The organism is Pseudoalteromonas sp. MMG033 (assembly GCF_057197785.1).
The window spans coordinates 4553830-4570232 of the sequence record NZ_CM170070.1; the positions used below are offsets into that span (position 1 = coordinate 4553830).

10 protein-coding genes are annotated in these 16403 nt (G+C 39.7%); 5 read left to right on the forward strand and 5 right to left on the reverse strand.

The window, feature by feature from the left end; genetic code table 11:
* Positions 1-2 precede the first annotated feature (2 nt).
* Positions 3-3914, reverse strand: coding sequence for a hybrid sensor histidine kinase/response regulator transcription factor (locus AC2CZC_RS19810; RefSeq protein ID WP_484583094.1), 3912 nt, complete (start codon positions 3912-3914; stop codon positions 3-5).
* 371 nt (positions 3915-4285) lie between these two features.
* Here AC2CZC_RS19810 and AC2CZC_RS19815 point away from each other — a divergent pair, with 371 nt between their 5' ends.
* The 3 genes from AC2CZC_RS19815 to AC2CZC_RS19825 all read left to right on the forward strand — a co-directional run bounded on the left by AC2CZC_RS19815 (position 4286) and on the right by AC2CZC_RS19825 (position 7746).
* Positions 4286-5854 (forward strand): hypothetical protein, encoded by a 1569-nt coding sequence (locus AC2CZC_RS19815; RefSeq protein ID WP_484583095.1) that lies wholly within the window; start codon positions 4286-4288, stop codon positions 5852-5854.
* A 1020-nt stretch (positions 5855-6874) separates the two neighbouring features.
* Positions 6875-7156 carry a helix-turn-helix domain-containing protein gene (locus AC2CZC_RS19820; protein ID WP_284018887.1) on the forward strand — a complete coding sequence of 94 codons (282 nt, stop codon included), beginning with the start codon at positions 6875-6877 and terminating at the stop codon, positions 7154-7156.
* A gap of 20 nt (positions 7157-7176) precedes the next feature.
* Positions 7177-7746 carry a hypothetical protein gene (locus AC2CZC_RS19825; protein WP_484583096.1) on the forward strand — a complete coding sequence of 190 codons (570 nt, stop codon included), beginning with the start codon at positions 7177-7179 and terminating at the stop codon, positions 7744-7746.
* A 444-nt stretch (positions 7747-8190) separates the two neighbouring features.
* On the opposite strand, the gene AC2CZC_RS19830 is transcribed toward AC2CZC_RS19825, so the two are convergent.
* Together AC2CZC_RS19830 and AC2CZC_RS19835 are read right to left on the reverse strand one after the other, a co-directional pair.
* Positions 8191-9015, reverse strand: a complete 825-nt coding sequence (locus AC2CZC_RS19830; protein WP_484583097.1) for a substrate-binding periplasmic protein — start codon at positions 9013-9015, stop codon at positions 8191-8193.
* A gap of 43 nt (positions 9016-9058) precedes the next feature.
* Positions 9059-10561, reverse strand: a complete 1503-nt coding sequence (locus AC2CZC_RS19835) for a DUF3612 domain-containing protein (RefSeq protein WP_484583098.1) — start codon at positions 10559-10561, stop codon at positions 9059-9061.
* Between the two features lie 265 nt (positions 10562-10826).
* Between AC2CZC_RS19835 and AC2CZC_RS19840 the strand changes: the two genes are divergently transcribed.
* Both AC2CZC_RS19840 and AC2CZC_RS19845 read left to right on the forward strand, forming a co-directional pair.
* Positions 10827-11312 carry an aldolase/citrate lyase/malate synthase family protein gene (locus AC2CZC_RS19840; protein ID WP_237136777.1) on the forward strand — a complete coding sequence of 162 codons (486 nt, stop codon included), beginning with the start codon at positions 10827-10829 and terminating at the stop codon, positions 11310-11312.
* 247 nt (positions 11313-11559) lie between these two features.
* Entirely contained in the window at positions 11560-13674 is a 2115-nt protein-coding gene (locus AC2CZC_RS19845) for a cation:dicarboxylate symporter family transporter (protein ID WP_484584907.1), read from the forward strand.
* A 97-nt stretch (positions 13675-13771) separates the two neighbouring features.
* Here AC2CZC_RS19845 and AC2CZC_RS19850 read toward each other — a convergent pair whose 3' ends face one another.
* Entirely contained in the window at positions 13772-14149 is a 378-nt protein-coding gene (locus tag AC2CZC_RS19850; RefSeq protein ID WP_484583099.1) for a DUF1294 domain-containing protein, read from the reverse strand.
* Between the two features lie 49 nt (positions 14150-14198).
* Positions 14199-16367: an exonuclease domain-containing protein gene (locus AC2CZC_RS19855; protein WP_484583100.1), complete on the reverse strand. Its 2169-nt coding sequence runs from the start codon at positions 16365-16367 to the stop codon at positions 14199-14201.
* Positions 16368-16403 lie beyond the last annotated feature (36 nt).

The following is a 16403-nucleotide window of genomic DNA, read 5'->3' on the forward strand; positions in this document are numbered from 1 at the left end:
TCTCACTCTATCGCTATTTTGTGTTTATCTCTTTGCTTCTGAACATACGTTTTAGCTGTCATGCCGTAGTGCTTCTTAAAGCAAGCACTAAAATATGATGAGGAATTAAACCCAACCAAGTCAGCAGCTTGTGCAACACTTTTACCCTGAAGCAGCGGCGTAATGGCCTGATACAAGCGATAAGTGCGTAAATATTCATTGGCGCCCATTGATAATACCGCTGTTAACTTACGATGCAATTGACGCTCACTCAAAGCCATTTCTTTTGCAAGCTGAGCAACCGCTGTATCTGGGTGGTGATAACACTGATGGATCACTTTATCTAACTTATCTAAAAAGTCATAAATATGCGGCTCATCTTTAAACTTAAGTTTAGGTAACATGGGTAAATCTGTACTTTTGCTCTCTTTGTAATCGATGCGCGCATGCCACTTAGCTAAATGTGCGGCTTGATTTAAAAAGACATTGCGTACTTTTAATTCTAAAGCTTTAACACTAAACGGCTTGGTAATATAGTCATCCGCTTGGCGGCTCAAGCCTTCGAGCTCTTTTTGTTCATTGAGGTTTGCAGTCAATAAAATTACCGGGATATGTGCGGTTAGCGGATCACGCTTAACTCTGCTTAGCAAGCCAAATCCATCTAAGTTCGGCATCATCACATCTGAGATAATCAAATCAGGTAGTATTTCAGTCGCTATATTAACACCTTGCACGCCATCCACCGCTTGCACCACTTTATAATGGGGCTCAAACACACTGTTTAAAAGCTCTAACATGTCAGGAGTATCATCCACAATCAGCAGCGTTTTCTCGCTCGTTTGTGCTGGCGTATTTGTGGCTGATATTGGGGGTGCTAAATCTTCTTTACTAGGTAAAGTATCAAAAATAATGCAAAATTCACTGCCTTTTCCTAATGCTGACTTTACATTGATAACACCGCCCAATTCATCCACTACCGCTTTGACCACACTTAAACCAATGCCTAAACCTACACCTGTTTCGCGCCCGCTTTTTGTTCGATATTCAGGTGTAAAAATTGCTTTGTGCTCTGCTTCCTCAATGCCAATTCCTTGATCTTTAACTCGCAAGCAACACTTTTGATTAGGCTTAGCTTCCAAAACTTGAAGCTCAACCAAAACTTCACTGCCCGCATGGCTATATTTAATGGCGTTACTGATAAGATTGCTGACGCATTTTTCGAGCTGATCGGCGAGTGCTTCAACTGCAATGTCTTTATCAATATTAGCAACAAGTGTTATTTGTCTTTTTTCCGCCAAAGGAGTAAACGCAGCAACCTGCTCGGCACATATTTGAGACAAGCTAAAACGCATTGTTGATAACTCAGTTCGCTTGTCTATCTGAGAAAGCGGTTTTTCGGAATTAGACACCTGCATCAACTGCTCAATCAATATTTTAAGTCTCTTGGCGTTGCTTATCACAATATTAGCCATCTGACTACGCTCATCAGCATGTTGAAGCCTCACCAATTGCTCTGCTGGACCTTGAATGAGTGAAACAGGTGTCATGAGTTCGTGTGACAATGTTCGTAAAAGTGTCGTTCGCTGCGCTTGTGCCAACGCCAATGCATCACTTTTTTGTGTAAGTAATGTATTTTGCTGGCTGATCTCTTTCGTTTGCGCGGCAACTTCAGCTTCCAACGCCAACTGAATGCGTCTAAGTGCATTAATTCTGGCTCGATAAATCGCTAATAAACCCAGCACAACCAGACACAAATACGCACAATATGCCCAATAAGTTGCATACCAAGGTGTTTGAATAACAAATGAAAATTGCGCAGTCTTTGCTGACCAATTGCCATTACTATCTGTGCTTTGTAGTAATAATTTATATGTACCGTGCTTAAGCTTGGGGATCATCAAGATACGGCCCTTACCTAGCTCAATCCAAGTATTTGAAACCCCCTCGAGCTTGTACTTAAATCGCTGTTTAGATGGGCTTGAGAAATTTGTGTTTGCTAATACAAACCGCATACTGGCATGGTCATAAGGTAAGGCGGTTAAGCTAGACTGATTAAAATACTTTAATGTCTTTCCATCGGGTAGCGTTAATTCAAATTCGCTGACTTTTGGCGATGCATCCGAAAATGTTAGCTGGTCAGGGGTTAAAATGCTTAAGCCATCAGCACTTGCAAAGACAACTTGCTCACTTAAACCTGCCCCAGCACTCGCTAAATAACCTTGCGCATATAACCCATCTCCCTTATCAAAATAGCGAATTTCATTTCGGTTAGTATGAGCAGACCAGCTGAGTATGCCATGGCTATTGGCAAACCAAGCATCACCTTTATTATCAAATGCGATGCTCGTATCAGTCATTGAACTTATTCTATCAGGCAAGGTACGCCATCGCTTTGAATTTAAATCAAACACATGCAAGCCAAGGTTAGTCTGCACAAACAAATCGGCGCTTGGACTAATAATAAGGTCATACACGGCATTTTGAATATTTAGAGCATACTCTTCTTTTTCAACTAGCTTATCAGAGGCGATATCAAAAGCTTGTAAGCCATTGCTGGTTGCTACCCATAAAGTGTCTTGGAAAAGTACAATATCGTGCACTTCATCACTAACCAAAGCTGAATTATCTGTATGAAAACGAGATACTTGGTTTGTTATACTATTCAATCGTGTCAACCCGTCAAAACTATGAGCAAGCCATAATGTATGCTCGTTTTGAATCGCTATGGAGTATATTGCATCAGGTACTTTAGATTTTGCTAAGTCAAACTGCTGAATCACCGACATTGAAGTTGAGTCAATTTGTACAACACTTTTATACAAACTTGCCCAAACACTTCCATCTGGCGAGAGCGCCAATGCCTGCGCTGATAAATCTTGCGTTTCAAGGCAAGACTTAAAATTTCCCTCAATTGAGTAGCGACAAACCCCTGCCAGTTGATCTGCAAGCCACAAATCACTCTTTACGGCGAGAATATCGTTGATTTCATATTGTTCAGTTTCACTGGGGTGAACAAATAGACTATTTTTTGTCGCTTGTTTATTGGCGGTATCGAGCGTCACTCCTTCACTAAAACTGCCAAATACAGTGACTTGCTTATCTTGAAATAACGTCAGTAAAGGAGGCAAGCCTTTACTTGTCTCAACTTCGCCTCCTTTTAATTTGAGCAACCCCGTATTTAAAGATGCAGCCAATATATGGTCATCACCTTGTAATAAATCAAATACATAGCCAACGGTATCAAATTCGTTTTCATCTACATAACGCAATTTGGCAATGTGGTTATTCAGATCATAAGTCGCAAGTCCCACCCCGTGCATCGCAAGCCATATAGAACCATCAGCTAAGCGCCACATTTTATCTGCAAAAACAATTTCTCCGGCTTCATCGGTGACATATTTGACACCGAAGCTATTTTTATCGACCAACATGATACCTGTATCGGTAGCAAGCAAGAGCTTATCATCTTCGGTATCAACAATTGATAAAACATGAGGGACTATCGCAGATCCGTTTAATTTTAGCTCTACATGAGCAAGCACTGTATTGGAGGCTTTATACAACCCTTCTTTTGTCCCGACCCAAATCACTTTGTCTTTTGATTCAAATAAACTGTATACATTAAATGCATCGCTTTTCTGGGAGGGCATTATTGACTCAAACCGCTCACTACGCGGTTTAAGTACTTCCAAACCCTGGTTACCAGCGACCCAAAGCTGCCCACTTGAATCAAATAATAAGTCACGAACTTTCAGAGATAGGCTCAGCTCAGGTGTTTCATGTACGGAGAAACGTATTACTTGCGTGCCATCAAAACGCGCAATGCCCTGCTCTGTTGCCAACCACATATACCCAAGCTCATCGCGCTCTATATCGAATACACGATTACTGGGTAAACCATCCCCTACACCTAGTACGGATGATAAGTTAGACACAGCGGTGCTATTAGCACAAAAAAAGGCGCTAATAATAACTAAGTAAATAAAGAACACACGCAATAGATAATTGAAAATCATAATGACAGATTATTGTTATATATACTTATTTTTATAACTTCAGGTTGCAAACCCCTGTTCCTAGTTGACATAATAGCAACAACATAATAAATGTTAAACAAGAATCTAAACACTAAATTTAGGCAGATAATTATACTTTTTTGTCTGTTTTGAGCTACCACCAACTCGCCCATATTACGTAAAATTATGCTCATTCATCAGTGCGTTGCGAACCAGATAATTTTGCAAGGCAATACTAAAAATAAATGATTAAGCAGTTACTTAATAAACCTGCGTAACAAGGAACATGCATGTTTACACCTCAATTAAAATCACTCACAGTAGCACTTTTATGTAGCTCTCTTTTCACTGCATGTGGTGGAAACGGCGGTACAAGCGGCCCATCTATACAATTAGATAGCAAGACATCAAACAACATACCAAATAGTGATAACACAAGCCAAGCCGATACAGGCTCTGACCAATCAAATAACAACGTAGATAATACAAAGCCGCCAGTCACAACTGAAGAGAATCGATATGCTAGACGCGGCAGAGTTATTGATGGCTACGTTTCGGGGGCAACGGTATGGCTAGACTTAAATAGCAACGCACAACAAGATAAAGATGAGCCATTCGCAATCTCCACAGATAAAGGGAGTTATCAGCTTGAATTAACACAGGAGCAAGAAAAGTGTGCAGCGTACGTACCAACGTATGTGGACGTTCCAGTAGGTGCGATTGATGAAGATTTAGGCGAGGTCACTAAAGCGTATCAAATGGTATTACCTCCAACGCTAAACAGTATTGAAGACTCTGAGATGCTGCACATCACACCGCTCACGACTGTACTTTGGCAATCGCTGGATAAAACAGATGAATTTAATAATTCAACTTGTGCCGAAATCATTGCAAACAATCAACTTAAAGAGCAACTACAGATAGTTATGCAAGAAAGTACTGCTCAAGTTATCGAGCATTACAATATCTCTGAAGAGCAGCTGTTTAGCGATTACATTGAAAATGGTGATGAAAGCTTACAAAAATTAGCCGAGGATATCGTAAAAGGGTTACAAGCTAGTATCGAAAAACACTTGGCGTTAGCAAAAGAATACCTAGACGCCCATGAGATACGTGTACTTCATTATCAAGATACGCCATCAGAACAATCACAAAGCAACCAACTAGTTTGGTATCGACGTGTGCTTATTTTTGGCGAGGGCGATCAAGCCATCGTAGATGAAACTGTAAGGATGGATGAAGATTTAGAGCATGTTTTGTTCGTCCATTACGATCGTAAAATAGAGCAAAGCCCGTGGGGAGAAGGCCATTCATATAGCCGAACGGTTGATATGGTCAAAAATAGTTCTGAAGACCTCGGTCTTTGCCATTACTCAGAAAAGCTCAGTTTTACAATTGATGGAATTACCTATTCACTCGATAACTACAAATCTGTTGACCGGACTTCACAAAGCCAGCTTTGCGATAACGATGTCGACTTTAGCGATGCCGTTCACCGAGGCTTATCGGTCGACTACAGTAAAGGTCCAATCAATTATTTAGCTGAGTTTACACAAGATAGTAATACAAAAACTGAATTAGACGACTGGATCAACTTAGATGACAAGCCAGACATATTAGATATATTAATTCTAGCACTTTACTTCGCGCAATCAGGGTATGAATTTGATAAGGATGTCACTATCCCATTTTTCTCTTGGCACAAGCGTATTACAGATGATTCTGGCGACAATCGCGTCACAACATCTAAACACAGTGATGGCACATGGACTCGTCAAACTTATCAAGATGACGGCACATATATCATGCACTGCAGCATCGATGGTGAAACATGGGAAAACTGTGAAAAACCAAATTAAGTAAAACTAAAACATATATAGTCTCCCTTTAAACGGTGTAAAGCATAGCGTGTTACACCGTTTTATACTTATATAAAACATTCAGGTCACTTTTTCTGGCACCTTACACCAATTTACATTAGTCAGTTGACATGTTTAACTACGATAGAATTTAAAATAAAAAACTTAGGGAAACGTACTGTGATAAAATTAAATACAGAGGATTTACGTAAATATCTGGTGGAATAGAAAGGCCTGTCGTTATCCCTAGATAGCTCGATACTTTTGTCACCTGAACCAAAAGCTAGGGTTTTAAATTCTTTTTATTGCTCTAGTTTTCGCTATACGCGAACACAACTATTTGGTTACGTTACAAACCTCAAAACTTATCATTACACAATGCTTTTTCCATATAAACTCATTCTCACATTTGCGTTTAAAAAACAGGGCCATTCTAAAGAAAAGTTTATTGTTATAGCACTGACTCTGCATCAGAAAACAAGTTTACAGACACATGAAGACGTGAAACCGCATCAAAAAATCAACAACACCGCTATTAAACCTACTTTTTCATGAAATTAAAACCAGTTAAGGCTATAAACCAAGTCAATAGTATGATTAAGAATGAAGTCTAATTACCCACCTCTGTGTTTTACATCCCCCCATTACTGCAACACTCTGACCAATTAAGTAAATAGCGCCTCTTAAATCAAGAAAAAACTATCCATAACCCCAATTCTCATAACAAAAATAAGACCTGAAGGGAAAATATCAAGACTTTTTCATTACCAATGAAGCTATAAAATTTTTAATTAATTTCATCCGCAAGGTTTATTTATAAAAAACACCTTGATATGATAAGAGAAGTAAATGAAAATTTTAATATAACAAATACATCAAAATCTAAGAAAATCTTTAATTTAAAAGTCAAAACATGATTATATTAATATAGGCTAGTAGTCGTCTCTAAATGCTTGCAATAACAGTGTTTTAAGTGATAGCTTTTGTTAAATTTGTTATGAAAAGGTAATGTTGGGACATATGAAATTTAAGATTCGACAACTAGGATTGTTTAATGGCTTATGGGGAGAGGCAGCCAAGTCGATAAGATCGATGAGAAAAGATGCTGGCCTCACCCAAAGTCAGTTAGGGCAAAAACTTATTCCAGCAGTAGATCAGGCAACTATATCTAATTGGGAAACAGGCAAAACCCCTGTACCATTAACGAGCTACTTTTTAATATGCTTTATATGTGGTTTTAGTCCAGAAGAAAAAACGAAGCAACTACTCGATAGTCAACAACCTGAAAATAAAAGAAACTAGAGAGATTAAGGATATACCTGATGTTTGCCTACGAAAATTTTTCTGAAATATATGATGCGATAGCATACATGCTAGTACCTTTGTATATCATCGCGCTTATATTGGCATGGAAAAGTATAAATGTCCGTTATTTAATAAGCGTGATCTTGGTCATTGAAACACTAGATGCATTAACTATAGACTTCGCTTTCAGCTTAGGTAACTACTATTATTTATGGGTGACATTTGCAAGTATTTTATTCCTAATACCTGTACTAGGAAGAAGGCTAATAGCGGCTAGTTTAAGTTCGAGAATTAAAGTATTTAAAAAAATACAGTCTCAGTATGTCTTTACGAGACAAGAAGGAGGACTCATATTTCTTTATGCCTTGGCAACTTTAATTAGCTTTATCGCTTTTATAGAAGCATCTCTATATACAGCTGCAATAATACAATCACCCCCTATTATAAATAATGTTTATGGTCCTACACTATCGTTAATTCATCTTCTGGAAGCTTTTTTGGTATTAAGTTTAGCAGCTAAAGGCAACTGGGTGTTTACAGTTAATAAATCAAAAAAGGCAAAGAAAAACAGAAGCTATTCAACTTAAGAAAGATTAAATCGCTCAAAAAAATGAACAACTCTTACTCAATTTAAAGTTTTCTTAGATTAAATAGTTACTGTAATCATTAAAATTTAATTTATAGACCTAAAAAGGCAACATACAGTCATCGTTTAAGACTAACTTTACAATAGAGGAATAGTATGAAACTTGTTGTTAAAAAGCTTAAAGAGCTTTCACTTTCTGATGCGAAAAAAGTTGTAGGGGCAGCCGGTGGTGGTACGAGTGGACCGCAACCGGAAGAGCCAAAATAATCTGTGTTGGTACTCCATAAAAATTAAGTGCTAAGTATATCAACTACCTAGCACTGAAAGACTCCAACAGATCCCGAAAATAAGTTTGTGTCCTGTAAAGGATGCAATTTATGAACTTGAAGTCACCAAATTTGTTTTTCCACATGCACTCTTTTTACTCAAACCTCTGAATGCGTTATCACTTTAATCCATATTGGTTTTGATAGTCATCAATGAGGCGCTCAATTTGTTCAATGCTTTTTATAATTGCTAAATTGAGTCGTTGAAGCTGCTTTTCACTCAACATGCCTGGGCGCAACATATAATGGATTGGGTTTTCATATATTCGTATCGAAGTAGGCTTAACCATACCTTCGTATTCAGGTTTTTGTAGTAAATACGCCCCCGTTAAATAATCTTCCACTGCATACTCAACGCGCTCTTTTTTAACTAGATTAAAGCGCTCATCCGCAAAATTCGTTTCAACAACGCAGTCTTCACATAACCGGCGAAAATTAGCAAAGTGCTCTCCATACACACTGCCACGACTTACAGCAATGAGGTTATCACCAAAGTTCAAAAGCAAAGCGGGCGTACTTACATTTTTTGGCGTACTAAACTCACGCATGTTTTGGGTATGCGCAAACAACTGCATCACTTCCTGCCGATAAGGTAGACTGAACTCAGCATATTTACGCCTAGACAGCGTAAAGCTTGCCGCAGGAATAATATCTACTTGGTTCTCTTGAAACTGTTTAAATGCGCGACTTGAGGAGGGTAATTCCACGTACTGCCAACAAAAACCTGCCTCACGTAATACAAGCTCTACAATCTCAACTTCAAGACCAACATATTGTCCATCAATACGCTGAGAGTATGGTGGCCAATTACCACTGGTGCTCACTCTCAAGGTCTGCTCGCATTGAGGTTTGGCGTAGCTTAAACCCCCTATCAATAGAATAAAGGTATATACACACGCAATATGTAACCCTTTACCAACGCTTGCTAGTACTGTTCTAATCAATCGTATTGTTACCCTGTAAACATGCTACTTTACATTATAAACCTTAACTTGATTCATAACAGCTTGGCTGCCTTGGACATGCTGTCCCTCGTGTGCAAATTACCCTTACATCATTATTAATGCCACGCTCTATCCAGTTAATATTGAGGATTTTTGCCACGCTCATAAGTTGTTTTTTCAAATGCCATGGCACCACACTCGCCCCTCCTTGCTTGATACACAACGCCTGAAGTTCTTGAACAACCTCGTCAGCATTCATACCTTGCGCGTCTATCGCGGGGTTCAAATCTATACCTGCACACAACACATGTGCATTTTCAACCAGATCATTGACCTTGAGAGACTCGCAGCAATATAAGTGAGGCTTACCATTAACGTTTAGAATTGATAATTGTGCACTTGAGTGATGAGATTGCGCGACAAACTTTCTAAACACAGCCCAGTGTTGACAGGGGTCTTCCACACTGCGCATATTCCCCCAAGGCAATGGAATACCGTTTCCTCGATACACCGCCTTTAACTTGCCTGGTAAGTAAGCATCAAAATAATGCCAGTGTGGATAAGGTGACACCACTGTCATGCGACGCATGGCGACTGATGGCGATATATTCAATTGCTGATGAATATCAATTTCATAACCATAAGAATCTAATAACTGTCGATACGCAACCTTAGGGCAAAGCAGCGCCCCAGCAAAGAAGCTAGATTCAAAGTCATGCCAAGCCGTCAAAATATCTTGTGCGTTTGGCGTGGTGTCAGTAGCTGGTAATACTGCCGTATTAAACCCACCTGTACGTAAAACGCAGCGCAAGCCTTCCAGCTCGTGCAATACACTATGTCCTATATGCACGGCTAAGTCGTATTTTAATCGGGCCGGATTTTTCTCTAACGCTCTATTCAGATGAACCACATTCGGTTCGCTAAAATAAGATGTAATGAGGTGATTGAATACATGGCCGCTATCATCCATCACTTCGTTAGGTACTTTATCAAACCATTTAATCTCTAGACCGTGTTTTTTTATCAATTGCAAAAGGTCATCAACCGTTAAATATAGATTTTTACCACCCACTTCATCTGCTGCACGCTCAAGGTCCGGAAAGTGATTTTGATGATGTTCTTGATGCGCTCGGATCAATAAATGCGCAAACTGTCTGCCACTGATCCCCGTCTGAGATAGCATCTCTGGTATCGCTATTTGTAAAATATCATTAGAAAATAGGAAATTAGGCTCTAGTGCCATACCCTCAATTCCACCAGAGCGCCCTTTTTGTGGGGTAATTGCGTCAGGCTCAGGGTCCGTATCTAAAAACCAAGCTAGCGGCTTTTGAAAAACTTCAGCAAAATTCTCTAACATCTCACTACTTGGCGTACGTTTCCCTCTCTCAATCATGGATAAATATGAAACTGAAGGCGCGGTTTGAGGGTCTACGCGAATACAACGAGCAGAGAGATCCTCAAGCGTCAAATGATTACGCTTTCGTAAGTTGCGGATCTTGGTACCAAGAAAGTGAGACTTACGCATCAGCTCTGATGTTTTTTTCATTTAATACCAACCCTTCTAATTTAAGCGACTTTCATCAATATTGACGACTGTTTTTGAACATGTGCACGATATAAAAGAGCATAAACTCGACCATTTTACAACAAGAGGTCAGACCAGATTTTGTAAAATTTACACTGTAAAATTCTTTTTGTGAAATTTATTGATAATTTTTTATACACTGAAATTGTAGTCAATTAATCAGCGCACGTTATGAGACAGCCATAACGTTCACAACAATTTAATTTCGGTAACTGGGGATACATCAATGAAAGCACAACTTCAAACAACACCACCGCTAAGTGAAGAATGTCAAAAGCTCGTAATTGCAAAGCAATTTTTAGATCAACACTGTCCGCTTGAGTTTGGTTCACATACACAAGTTAGTGCTTATGTTGTTTATTACAATCACCTAATGGTCTTTTTTGAAGATGGGCAACACTGTGGATTGAAAAATACCAAGCAATTTGTAGCGCTTTGTGGTCATAAAGAAGAGCCCACGACTATTTTACTGCAAAAAGACGATGGCCTGCATATCGAGCTCAGCTTTAACATCGCGGGAGAAAATGGCAAGTACGACAAAGCCCATATTAATGATGTACAGTACGAAACACCGTTTAGCTCCATTGATACACAAAACCGTCAGCATACCAAGTTATGGATGAGCTTTATCGATGGCGTTCAGCACACTTTACTCGATGAATCTCGCTGCAAGTGCTATCGCAGCAAAAATGGTGAAGATTACGAAATCTAAAACCTTCCGTAAATTTCACAATTTATTCTTCATGCATTTTTACTCTGGCCGCGGCGACAATTTGCGGCCTTTTGTGAATACTTACTCACATCAAATCTATATTTTTTCATAGCTTACAAAGCATTTGTTTTATTTCATTTCATGCATTCAGATTAATTTCAGCTAACCTCAATATAATCGCGCACCTATTTAACTGCGGCGGGTAACAATGAATAGAGTATTCGATTGGATTAAAAGCATGAACTGGATGCTGTGGGCATTGATCCTCGGTATTGCCACTGGGCTCATTTTTGGTGAACGTGTAGCATTTTTAAAACCCATTGGCGAAGGCTTTGTCAGCCTAATGCAAATCACCATATTTCCTTATATCGTAGTCAGTCTTGTTGTCGGACTCGGTAAATTCAGTTCTGATCAGGTCAAAACGGTCTTAGCCAAAGCCGCCATTACCATGGTTGCACTTTGGGTTATTGGCCTTGCCGTTATTTGGTGCTTTACCTTAACTTTACCAAGCCATGACGCGGGTACGTTCTTCTCCCCTGCCCTCGTCGCACAAGCGCCTGAAGTAAACTTTGTACAGCAATATATTCCATCAAATCCCTTTGCTTCAATGGCAGATGGCAACGTGCCTGCATTGGTCATATTTTGCATCGCATTAGGTTTGGCGCTCATACCTAATGGCAGAAAAAATCAATTATTAGATGTACTAGAGGTGGTCGGTCAAGGCTTGACTGTGATGTCGAAAAAGGTCATCAAATTTTTTCCAATCGGGATCTTCTCTATGACTGCCAGCACTGCGGGTACTATCGGTCAAGAAGAGCTTAGCAACTTGCAAATATACTTAGTATTGGTCATTTGCTTGGGCTTTTATCTCATGTTTGCTCTGCTTCCTATGCTGGTCGCAGCGCTCACACCCGTGAAATATCGAGATCTGATAAAAGTCATGCGCAATGCGTGGATAACGGCATTTAGTACAGGTAACGTGTTTATTGTGCTGCCAGTGATCACTGAAGGTATTAAAGCACACTTACAAAAAATAAAACGCAGCGATGAAGAGTCTGATCATATTGCCGAGGTCTTAGTGCCTATTGCGTACACCTTCCCAAGTTTAGGGAAACTCACGACCTTAATGTTTGTCACCTTTGCAGCATGGTTGACTGGGAACCCTATTTCATTAGAGCAAATTCCAAATGTCACACTCTCAGCAATGCTGAGTTACTTTGCAAACGTCCACATCGCGATTCCTTATATGCTTGATAGTTTAAAAATCCCAGCGGACAGCTATCAATTGTATTTATCTATGTCCGTTTTAACGGCTAAAGTGGTCTCTCCAACTACCGTTGTGTATATCTTCGCGGTTACCCTGCTGTGTATTTTTTACAACAAAAAGCAGTTGCACCTCAAACGCATCCGCTCTTTATACTATCTAGCGCTGCTTTCAGTGTTCCTGCCTGCATTTATGGTATTGAGTTTTACCGCCAATAACTATTTGGCAAAAAGCAGCAAAGGCGCAGACGATGTAATTGCAAACATGGTGGTGTCAGATCAAGTGCCAAGCGATGTATTAAATCATGTGCCAAAAGCATATCAAAGCGGTGAACTGTCACTCACCAATATTGATATTATCCAAAAACGCAATTTATTGCGGGTCGGCTATCTAGTCGACAACGTGCCATTTAGTTATTTCAATCAAAAAGGCGAGCTGGTTGGTTTCGATATTGGATTAGCACATAAGTTGGCGTCTGACTTACAAGTTAAGGTTGAGTTTATTCCTTTTAAAAAGCATCAACTGGCTGAGTATCTCAACAAAGGATACTTTGACATCGCTATGTCAGGCCTTGAAATGAGCGTTTTGGACTTAAGCCGTGTTCGCTTTACCAATCCGGTTATGGAGCTGCAATTAGCCTTGGTTGCCAAAGATCACAGGCTCAAAGAATTTGCTTCAAAAGATCAGCTACTGAATAAAGACGGTCTTAGCCTTGCTCATGTCGAGTATCAGCCACTAATGCGTGATGTGGCAAGACAATATCAGCATATTAAGGTCAAGCAACTTGGTAATCACCAATCCTTTTTTGAACAAAGTGGTGACTTTGATGCCTTAGTGATTAGTGCTGAAGCCGGCTTCGCATGGAGCATGTTCTATCCTGAATACGGTGTGGTTGTGCCAAATGGTGCGGAGCTAAAATATCCTGTTGGCTTTGCGGTAGCGAAACGCAATGTAGATATTCTTAATTACGTCAATACCTGGCTGTCTATTCAACAAAGCAAAGGCACCATAAAAAGCAATTATGATTACTGGATCTTAGGTAAAGGCACACAAGTTAAAGAGCACCGTTGGTCATTGCTTGACGAGCTAACTGAATAGTAAAGTGCTCATAAGAAACAACGCCAGTCAGTTAAGTTTATCACCTTACTGGCGTTTTATTGCATGATTGAATACAAGTTAAACAGGTCACTTAGCTTCAAACATAAATGTGCACAAAACCAACTACACTTAGCGTAAATTGAATAGCAATCGCCATTAGCAGTTTAACTTGAAACGACACTTTATTGGTTTTATGTCGGGTAAAGTGCATCACTAAATGCGTTGTACTATGCAGCGCTAATGCAGACAAAAAAATGAGTGTCTTTTCTGGTACCCTTTGCGCCTCTTTCTTAGCACTTGATTTATCTTTATAAAAAACCGCACACATTAGTATGTTTAACAATATAAGTGTACCAATCACAATCAATAGCAAGGTCATGTTATTCCCCAGTATTGGCATAAATAGCATAACAAGGGCAACTAAAGACACTGCAACCCCACACTTGCTGATAAACATCACTAAAGTATTAAACAATGTATCCCTCTCTTTGCTTACACAAGCTAAAGTCAAATAGTGACATTTATTAACCGCCTTTTATCTCTTGTGGATTATCACTAAGTCGTTTTTGATTAATTAAGTTAAACAACTCAACGGTTGCCATTGCGTCGTTTAAGGCTCGGTGATGACCGTTTAATGCAATCCCTAAATCCTGACAGATTTTACCCAGCGAGTAAGAGGCATGGCCAGGAAGCCACTTTCGTCCCAATTGGACTGTGCATAACTTCGCACGTTTAAAGTATCGCTCTTGGCGGGCAAATTCCGCTTTTATAAAGCCAAAATCAAAGTTCACATTGTGCGCAACAAAAATGGCCTGCTGGCTGAAAGCATCAATGTCATCAATCACTTCACTAAAAATTGGGGCATCACTCACCATGTCATTGTCTATACCTGTAAGCTCAGTGATGTAACGCGGGATCCGCCGTTGTGGGTTAATCAGACTATGCCATTGTCCAACAATTTTACCATTGAGCACTTTAATCATGGCAATCTCGGTGATTTTATCATGCTCTTTTTTACCTCCTGTTGTCTCTATATCTACAATGACATAAGGTTGATCTGGCTGAACTTGCCACTGAACGGTTTGAACGGACACATCAAACCCAGACTCAATCAGTTTTTTAATCGTGATCAGTTGGTTACGACGTAGACTATCGCCGGGCGCTTTCACTTCAACAAACTTGACTGAATTTTGGCAGAGCATCAGGTCGGGGTAGCCGTCTTTGAGCCCATTGAAATCTTTACTCATAGCACGAAGATGCTTACACACAGCATCAAGAGACGCGTGTTTTGCAAATTCAAAAAGCTGAGCAAGTCCATCAGGATGCCAATGCATCAAACGATTGTGAGAACCAAACTTTTCAGACGCTTGCTTAACTAACCAATTTAATAACTGTGAGTTACTCGAAAACGTACTTAAACGCTGCTCTATTTCCACCTCAAATACTTGATAAAACGAGTTATCTTTAATGCACTTGGGTGTGCGCTCAAACTCATTTGAGAACGCATTTCTTGAATCTTCAAACAACTCGTGCCAAAAACTTAAACAAAATAAGGTGCGCCAAAGCCTATTTTCACAGTGATAAGCTTGAACCTCTAAACGGCCATAATACTCAACTAGGCCTTGTTCGACGTATCCAACATAAGCTTCATCCAGTGCGATCGGCGCACCACTGCCTCTTAACATATCTGTCAGTAGTGAAGTACGGGATTGGGTAAATTTCAGTCGGTAGAAATCCTCAGCAAAAAACAACAGTTGCTCGTCACCGGGCGCGTCTAGTAATTGCTCAATCAACTCTTTACACTTGTCATGCTGACCTTTTGCGTACAGTTGGCGGATATATTTTTCTTGCGCCTTAGGATGAGCACTTAACGTCAGTAAAGCATCGCTTAAATCTGTATCTTCACTGGCAACTAAATTTGCTAACTTATAGCAGAGATGGTCGTATTTTACCTTTGCTAATTGGCCATCTGGGGAAGTGTATTCCCCTGACACTAATTTACGCGCATTCTCTATCAAGGAAGTAAACGGCAATAATTTTAGCTCGCTGTACAAATTACAATATTGGTAAGCACTGAGTGCTTCTTCTCGGTGCTCAAAATGTGCATTGCCCTGCTCTCTTTGATTTTGCGTTTGCATTACCCCCAAATCTCGCATCGAAAACTGCGACAGTGCACCACCTAACTTTCCAAAAAATAAAAACAAAAAATAGGAGAAATCCGCTTTGAAAGGTGAAAAGAAATATTCTTGAAGGACAGCTGATGCAGGGTTGATATTTTCCAGCTGAGATAACGTATAGTCAAGCCACTGTGCTTTTTTTGCGGATTTTACAGGTGGTTCATCAAAAGTATGAGTTTTCACAAGTGCAATGAGTTGGGTTTTGTTCAGTTCTGAAATTAAGCCCTGAAGCTCTGAATTGGATATTGCATGACTTATCCAGCCACATGTTTTTAGCGTTTGATAAGCCTGATCATAGTCTGTGATTTCTTCGTAAACGAGATCAGAGTCGCACACAAAATCACGCTTTCGATTGATCACCCGAACTAATAAACACTGCGCATCTTGCGAAAGGCGCTTAAACTCATTAATTTTCTCTCGCTGCTTATCACTTAACAAATCCCAGCTGGTTTGCGTTAAGTAATCAAGCAGCTCAAAAAAGTGCGTGAGATAATATTTTTCGGGCAGTGTTTTCAAAATTAGAGCCTGTATATTTAAACAGTACTCAAATAT